5 protein-coding genes are annotated in these 7,113 nt (G+C 59.5%); 4 read left to right on the plus strand and 1 reads right to left on the minus strand.

What is annotated here, in order from left to right:
* The first annotated feature begins 362 nt into the window (after positions 1-362).
* The 4 genes from purU (at position 363) to MRS74_RS23260 (ending at position 4,837) form a co-directional block, all read left to right on the plus strand.
* Positions 363-1,223: a formyltetrahydrofolate deformylase gene (purU, locus tag MRS74_RS23245; protein ID WP_254582668.1), complete on the plus strand. Its 861-nt coding sequence runs from the start codon at positions 363-365 to the stop codon at positions 1,221-1,223.
* A gap of 65 nt (positions 1,224-1,288) precedes the next feature.
* Entirely contained in the window at positions 1,289-2,191 is a 903-nt protein-coding gene (gene folD / locus MRS74_RS23250) for a bifunctional methylenetetrahydrofolate dehydrogenase/methenyltetrahydrofolate cyclohydrolase FolD (protein WP_254582669.1), read from the plus strand.
* Positions 2,192-2,335: 144 nt separating this feature from the next.
* Positions 2,336-2,851: a Crp/Fnr family transcriptional regulator gene (locus MRS74_RS23255; protein WP_254582670.1), complete on the plus strand. Its 516-nt coding sequence runs from the start codon at positions 2,336-2,338 to the stop codon at positions 2,849-2,851.
* A 156-nt stretch (positions 2,852-3,007) separates the two neighbouring features.
* Entirely contained in the window at positions 3,008-4,837 is a 1,830-nt protein-coding gene (locus MRS74_RS23260) for an ABCB family ABC transporter ATP-binding protein/permease (RefSeq protein ID WP_254582671.1), read from the plus strand.
* Between the two features lie 68 nt (positions 4,838-4,905).
* On the opposite strand, the gene MRS74_RS23265 is transcribed toward MRS74_RS23260, so the two are convergent.
* Positions 4,906-6,618 (minus strand): SulP family inorganic anion transporter, encoded by a 1,713-nt coding sequence (locus MRS74_RS23265; protein ID WP_254582672.1) that lies wholly within the window; start codon positions 6,616-6,618, stop codon positions 4,906-4,908.
* Positions 6,619-7,113: the final 495 nt, after the last annotated feature.

Consider the following 7,113-nt stretch of genomic DNA (forward strand, 5'->3'; position numbering starts at 1 on the left):
GCTGATAATCGAAAGTTATCGGTTCTGCAAAAAAGGCCTGAAGTCGAAAGATTTCGGGCCTTTTTTCGTTCTGACGCGTGCAGTCGGTGCTTTTGTGCGCTGCGGCGATGGAAGGCTTCGTTCTCGTTCACTATCGGGGCCGCGGGGCTGGTAATATAGGCCGCCTGAGAAGTGTATAGCTGGGGCCAGCAGTGGTGTCGCACAGCACCGGGGCGGTATGGGGGAGGATCGGCCCTGCTAACCGGCCAAGGCGCTGAGGCGCTGTTTTTCAGGTGGCTGATTGACAATGGTTGGTGATCTGCCTGAAATATGCCTCAGCCAGTCGCTGTGCTCTAACGTATTGCCAGAGAAAGAGAATTGTAATGAAAGACAAACCCGCTTACATCCTCCGGGTATCCTGCCCCGGTCGCGTCGGAATCGTTGCCGCCATTGGCAACTTCATGGCTGATCGCGGTTGCTTTATAAAGGAGCTGCATCAGTACGATGACCTGAACACGGGGCGCTTTTTTTCGACCATCGAGTTCGTTTTCGAAGGTAGCCAGAAGCCCAGTGTTGAACAGGTGAAAGCGGCGTTCGAGGTTACGGCACTGCGCTTTGACATGGACTGGGAAATCCATGACGCCACCGAGCCCGCCAAGGTGCTGATCATGGTCTCCAGGTATGATCATTGCCTGCGTGACCTGCTGTACCGCCGTGCAACCGGCGAGCTGAATATCGCGATTACGGCGGTGGTGTCCAATCACGAAGATCTGCGTTACATGGCCGAGCGTGAGGGCATCCCCTTTGTATATCTGCCGGTGAACAAGGCCAACAAGGTCGAGCAGGAAGCGGCGTTGCTGCAGCTGGTTGAAGAAACCGGCACCGAACTGGTGGTGCTTGCGCGCTACATGCAAGTGTTGACCGATAGGCTCTGCACGGCACTGGCCGGGCGCTGCATCAATATCCATCACTCCTTCCTGCCGGGCTTCAAAGGCGCCAAACCCTATTTCCAGGCCTATGAGCGGGGCGTGAAGCTGATCGGTGCCACGGCGCATTATGTGACCGGGGATCTGGACGAAGGTCCGATCATCGAGCAGATGGTGGAACGTGTCGACCATGGCCATGATCCGCAGCACCTGACCCAGGTCGGCCGCGATATGGAAGCCCAGACACTGGCCCGCGCGGTGAAGTATCATGTGCGCCGCCGCGTGTTTCAGAACGGACTGCGCACGGTCGTTTTTTAGAACAGAAGCCAGGTGGCTGCGGGCTTTCACTGGCCCGTGTTACCTGCAGAACAAGGGAACAACAGATGAGCGAACTCGCACAGAGTCAGCAACCGGCCAGCCTCCAGGCCGCCCTGATTGACGGCAAGGCCTTCGCCGCCCGGGTCCGGGATCAGGTCAAAACCGGAGCTGAGGCTTTTAAGGCAGCCCAGGGGCGTCGGCCCGGACTGGCGGTGGTGCTGGTGGGTTCGGATGCCGCCAGTCAGGTGTATGTGCGTACCAAGGTGCGCCAGGCCGCGGAAGCGGGTATTGAGTCCTTTGCGCACCTGCTGGATGTCGCGACGACTCAGGCCCAGCTGCTGGCCCTGATCGAGGCACTGAATGCGGACGAATCCGTCGACGGTATTTTGGTGCAGTTGCCGCTGCCCGCCGGGCTGGACGAGTCGGCAGTGATCGAGGCGATTGATCCTGCCAAGGACGTGGATGGATTTCACCCCGTCAATGTAGGACGCCTCAGTGCCGGTCAGCCGTCGCTGGTGCCCTGTACGCCACTGGGCTGTCTGTTGCTGCTGCAGGACCGCCTCGGAGACCTGTCCGGTCTCAAGGCTGTGGTGGTGGGGCGCTCCAACATCGTCGGCAAGCCCATGGGGCAGCTGTTGCTCAACGCCAATTGCACGGTGACGACGGTACATTCGCGCAGCCGCGATCTGGCAGCGGAGTGTCGTCAGGCGGATATTCTGGTGGTGGCCGTGGGGCGCGCGGGCATTATTACGGCGGATTACATCAAGCCCGGCGCCACAGTGCTGGATGTAGGCATCAATCGGCTGGAAGATGAGGCCGGCAACTCACGCTTGGTCGGCGATGTCGATTTTGCTGCCGTCAGCGCCGTGGCAGGCGCCTTGACGCCGGTGCCCGGCGGCATTGGTCCCATGACGGTGGCCTGTCTGCTGCGCAATACCCTGACGGCGGCACAGCTGCGCCGCGCCTGAGTGCGGCACCTCTTCGCCACAATCCCTGCGTAGCTGTGCATTGCCGCAGGCACGCGGGGATTGCTGGTATATCCTGCGCCCGGGGCACTATAGTCAAAGTTATCACTCAGTTGTTTATAGACTGTGTCTTGCAGGATCTTGCTGATGAAAACGCTGGACGTCGACTTTGTCACGCAATGGCTCGGCCGAGCCTATTTTCACGAGCTCTCCACCTTTGGTGCCTTGTCCGAGGCGGCGGTGCGCTTTTTGCTCTGCGGCGGGCGTTTGCTGCAGCTGCACCAGGGCGAATTGCTGTACCGGGCCGGTGATCCTGCGGCCGAGTTTTACGTGGTGCTGCACGGCGATCTGAGCTTTTACAAGCAGTCCGAGGGGCTGGATGTGCTGACACGACACTTCCAGCGCGGCGAGCTGCTGGGCTTCGATGGCATGATAGGGCTGCACGCCCGTTCAGGTACGGCGGTGGCCGGCGAAGGCGCGGTGGTACTGGAGATCGGCAGCGGACTGTTTTTCGATCTGCATATGCTTTTCCCCGCCGACTTCGGCCTCATGATGATCAATCTGTCGCGCGAGCTGTCCCGGGAGATAGCGCTGCTTGAAAATGTGATCAGCCAGAGTATTGGCTGGCACCCGCTGCAGGATAAGACTTCCTCCTGCGACTGACCCTGCAGAGCTCTTGTGACTAATCCCGTGATCAACCCCCTGACGAATCCCGTGCCTAATTTTGATACTTAATGCCGGGCCTGCGTCTACCCTGCGTGCCGCAGCGGGTATGATGGCTGACGTCAGATCCTTTTCATCTTTCAGCAGGGCCGCGTTATGAAACATCGCTCCTATCATCCGGAGGCGGACGATTCCAGCATCAATCTGCAAACCCTCAAGGCGCTGATTCCCTATCTGCTTGAATACCGCAGCCGCATTCTGCTGGCGCTGGGGTGTCTGGTGGCCGCCAAGGTCGCCAGCGTCGGCATGCCCTTTATTCTCAAGCACATAGTGGATGCCATGGATGCCGGCGCCGGCACCTTGGTGGCGCTGCCGCTGGGGTTACTGCTGGCCTATGGCTCGGTGCGTTTTGTGAATGTGCTCTTTGGCGAGATCCGCGACACCCTGTTCGGTCGCGTGACCGAGCGGGCCATGCGTCGAATCGGTCTGGCGGTGTTCAATCATCTGCATGCGCTGGAGCTGGATTTTCACCTTAATCGCAGCACCGGCGGTCTGTCGCGGGATATTGAGCGCGGCGTGTCCGGTGTCAGTTTCCTGATGCGTTTCATGGTGTTCAACATAGTGCCAACACTGCTGGAAATTGCCCTGGTGATTGGTTTGCTGCTGTACAACTACTCGGTCTGGTTCGCGCTGATCACGCTGGTGGCGGTGGTGGCCTATGTGGCCTATTCGGTGCTGGCCACGGACTGGCGTACCGGTTATGTGCGTGCCGCCAACAAGGCGGATTCGCAAAGCAATTCGCGCGCCGTGGACAGTCTGCTGAACTACGAAACGGTGAAATACTTTACCAACGAGGACTACGAAGCCCGCCGCTACGACCGGGATCTGGAAGAGTGGGAAGTGGCCAGGCGCAAGAACCGCCTGACGCTCTTTGCCCTCAATGGCGGTCAGGCGCTGATTATTGGTCTGGCGATGACCGCCATGATGGTGCTCGCCGGGCGCAATGTGGTGGCAGGCAACATGACGCTGGGTGATTTTGTACTGATTAACGCCTTCATGATGCAGCTGTTCATGCCGCTGAATTTTCTGGGCTTTGTCTATCGGGAAATGAAGGGCTCCCTGGCGAATATCGAACGGATGTTTGCCCTGATGCGTCGCCGGCCTGCGATCATGGATGCCGCCGATGCCAAGCCACTGCAGGTCAGTCGCGGAGAGATCGAGTTTCGCGGCGTCGACTTTGGCTACGGCCCCGACCGCCAGATACTCGATGGCATCAACTTGCGAGTGCGCCCGCGACAGAAGGTGGCGGTGGTGGGGGCCAGCGGCTCCGGCAAGTCGACCCTGGTAAAGCTGTTGTTCCGGTTTTACGACGTCGGCGCCGGTGCTGTGCTGATCGACGGCCAGGATATCCGCTCGGTGAGTCAGGACTCCCTGCGCCGCGCCATTGGTATAGTGCCCCAGGATACGGTGCTGTTTAACGCCTCGATCTACGACAATATCCGCTATGGCCGTATTGATGCTACGGAGGCTGAAGTGGAAGAGGCCATTCGGCTGGCGCATCTGGATGATTTCATCGCCCGCCTGCCCATTGGGCGCGATACCCTGGTGGGCGAGCGCGGACTCAAGCTCAGCGGAGGGGAAAAACAGCGCGTTGCCATCGCCCGCACCATTCTCAAGCGGCCGCCCATTCTGGTGTTTGACGAGGCCACTTCATCCCTGGACAGCCGTTCGGAGCGCAGTATTCTGCAGGCCATTCGCGAGGTCTCCCGTGGGCAGACCAGCCTGGTTATCGCCCATCGCCTGTCCACCATCGTTGATGCCGATCATATCCTGGTGATGCAGGAGGGGCGCATCGTGGAGCAGGGCAGTCATCAGGCGCTGCTGGACCAAGGTGGCAGCTATGCGCATCTGTGGCAGATTCAGCAACAAAAGCAGCAGCAACAAAAACAGCATGAACCTGTCGCCGGCGATGAGGTTGCCGGTTAGTCCGCGCTTTTGTCCGGACCGGGGTCTGCGTGTCTGAGGCTGTGTGGGTTTGGTGGCGAATACCGCGCTCAGTCGGCCGGGCCCTTGTGAAGAGCTCGCCAGGCCAGATAGGTACTTAGGAAGATGCGCCCGCTCAGGTGCTCCAGAAAGTCGCTATTGCGCAGCGCATCCGCCACTGGCCCCTTGACCTCGCTCAGATGTAATTCAATGCCTGCGTCCTGCAGGCGGGCGTTAATGGCCTCAAGTGCTTCCAGTGCCGACGCGTCTATATGATTCACCCCAGGACACATCAGAATCAGGTGACGCAGGGATTTCTGCGCCGCCATCTGGGCGTAGATGCGGTCTTCCAGAAAGCGGGTATTGGCAAAATACAGCCCCTCGTCGATCCTGAGGATGCACAGGGCCGGGTCGGTTTCGACCTCATGGCGCTCTACATTGCGAAAGTGCTCGGTGTCGGGCATCCGGCCGACAATGGCACTGTGGGGGCGGCTGGTACGGTGCAGGTAGAGCAGCAGTGACAGCACAACACCTATGATAACCCCCGAGGTCACGCCGGTGAGCAAGGTGGCCAGCAGGGTTGCCAGCAGCGCGACGCCATCGTGGCGCGAATAGCGCCAGGTGCGCCGGATGGCGCCAAGATCGACCAGGCTGAGCACGGCCACCATGATGGTGGCGGCCAGAACACTGAGTGGCAGGAAGTAAATCAGGGGTGTCAGAAAGAGTGTCGCCAGGGCAATCCCGACAGCGGTAAAGGCGCCGGCGGCCGGCGTAGCGGCACCGGCATCGAAATTTACCACGGAGCGGGAGAAACCGCCGGTCACCGGGAAACCGCCGGACAGAGATGAGGCGATATTACAGGCCCCAAGACCAATCAGTTCCTGGTCCGGATCGATGCGCTGGCGTCGCTTGGCGGCGAGGGTTTGCGCCACCGAGACCGATTCCACGAAACCGATGGTGCTGATCAGCAGTGCCGGCAGCCATAGCTGTTCGAGCAGTGCCAGCGATAAATGGGGAACTGTCAGCGCAGGCAGGCCGGCCGGTATCGTACCCAGAATACGCAGTCCCTGGGTAGCCAGATTTAGCCAGGCAGTCAGGGCGGTGGCGCCTATGACGGTGATAATCGGGCCGGCTTTGGTGATCAGGTCGGCCAGCTGCGGCGGGCATCCGAGGTGCAGCAGTCCGGGTTTGAGCCAGCGCCTGACCAGCAGCAGAAAGAGCACACATGCGGCGCCAAGCGTGAACGTAATGCCGTGAATATTGTGGCGGCTCTGCCACAGGCTTTGCAGCAGTTCCCACAGGTTGTGTCCCGAGGCTTGCACCCCCAGCAGGTGCTGCAACTGGCTGGTGGCGATGATCAGGCCAGATGCCGAAATAAACCCCGATATCACCGGATGACTCAGGAAGTTGGCGACAAATCCGAGTCGCAGCAACCCCATCGCAAGCAGCATCAGGCCGCTGATCAGTGCCAGCAGGACAGTCGCGTTGATGTAGCCGATGCTGCCTTGCAGTGCGACCTGTCCCGCCACGGCGGCAGTCATCAGTGAAACCACCGCCACCGGGCCCACCGCCAGAGTGCGGCTGGTGCCAAAGACGGCATAGGCAATCAGCGGCAGTATGCTGGCGTAGAGGCCGGCTTCGGCCGGCAGGCCGGCCAGGAGAGCGTAGGCCAGTGACTGCGGAATCAGCATGATGGTGACGATAACCGCAGCCAGCAGGTCGCTGGCCAGGCTGTCACGCCGGTACTGGGGTAGCCACTGCAGAATCGGGAAAAAGCGTTTCATAACGGCCAGCCACTGTATTGATCGGGGGCACAGGGTTGTTTATGTGCGCGTGTTATCGATAAAGCGCCAACTGATGTTAGCAGTCAGTCGGACTCAACGCTGATCTACTCGGCTCGGGCATACTGCTAGCTGCTACCTCCATCCAGTCGTGCGGAAAAGCCGATGCTCTGCGCTAAAGAGGGGGCATTTTTTCGCTGATTCCGGTTTTGTCGCCGGCTTTGCATAATCCAGATTCAGTAGCGAATCGATGATGGCACAGGCGCGGGAATCCGGATCCCGTGCCACATAGCTGAACCTGTTGGCCGGTTCGTCAAAAACGCTTTAGATCAGTGGAGCCGTCTTATCGGGAGTCTCTGTTCAGGACGCGGACATAGTATAAGAACTCTCTAATATAATTTAAAGAACTATGCTTATGGTTTTTTGGAATTAGCAGCGTTTTTTCAGTCAGTCAGTCAGTCGCCGTTGCCACTGAACGGATAGGCCCGAACTATCCTG

The sequence above is a fragment of the Marinobacterium sedimentorum genome, assembly GCF_024267675.1.
GTDB lineage: Bacteria > Pseudomonadota > Gammaproteobacteria > Pseudomonadales > Balneatricaceae > Marinobacterium_A > Marinobacterium_A sedimentorum.

Coding starts and splice junctions, on each gene's coding strand:
- folD (WP_254582669.1), top strand. CDS start 1,289: ATGAGCGAACTCGCACAGAGTCAGCAACCGGCCAGCCTCCAGGCCGCC.
- purU (WP_254582668.1), top strand. CDS start 363: ATGAAAGACAAACCCGCTTACATCCTCCGGGTATCCTGCCCCGGTCGC.
- MRS74_RS23265 (WP_254582672.1), bottom strand. CDS start 6,618: ATGAAACGCTTTTTCCCGATTCTGCAGTGGCTACCCCAGTACCGGCGT.
- MRS74_RS23255 (WP_254582670.1), top strand. CDS start 2,336: ATGAAAACGCTGGACGTCGACTTTGTCACGCAATGGCTCGGCCGAGCC.
- MRS74_RS23260 (WP_254582671.1), top strand. CDS start 3,008: ATGAAACATCGCTCCTATCATCCGGAGGCGGACGATTCCAGCATCAAT.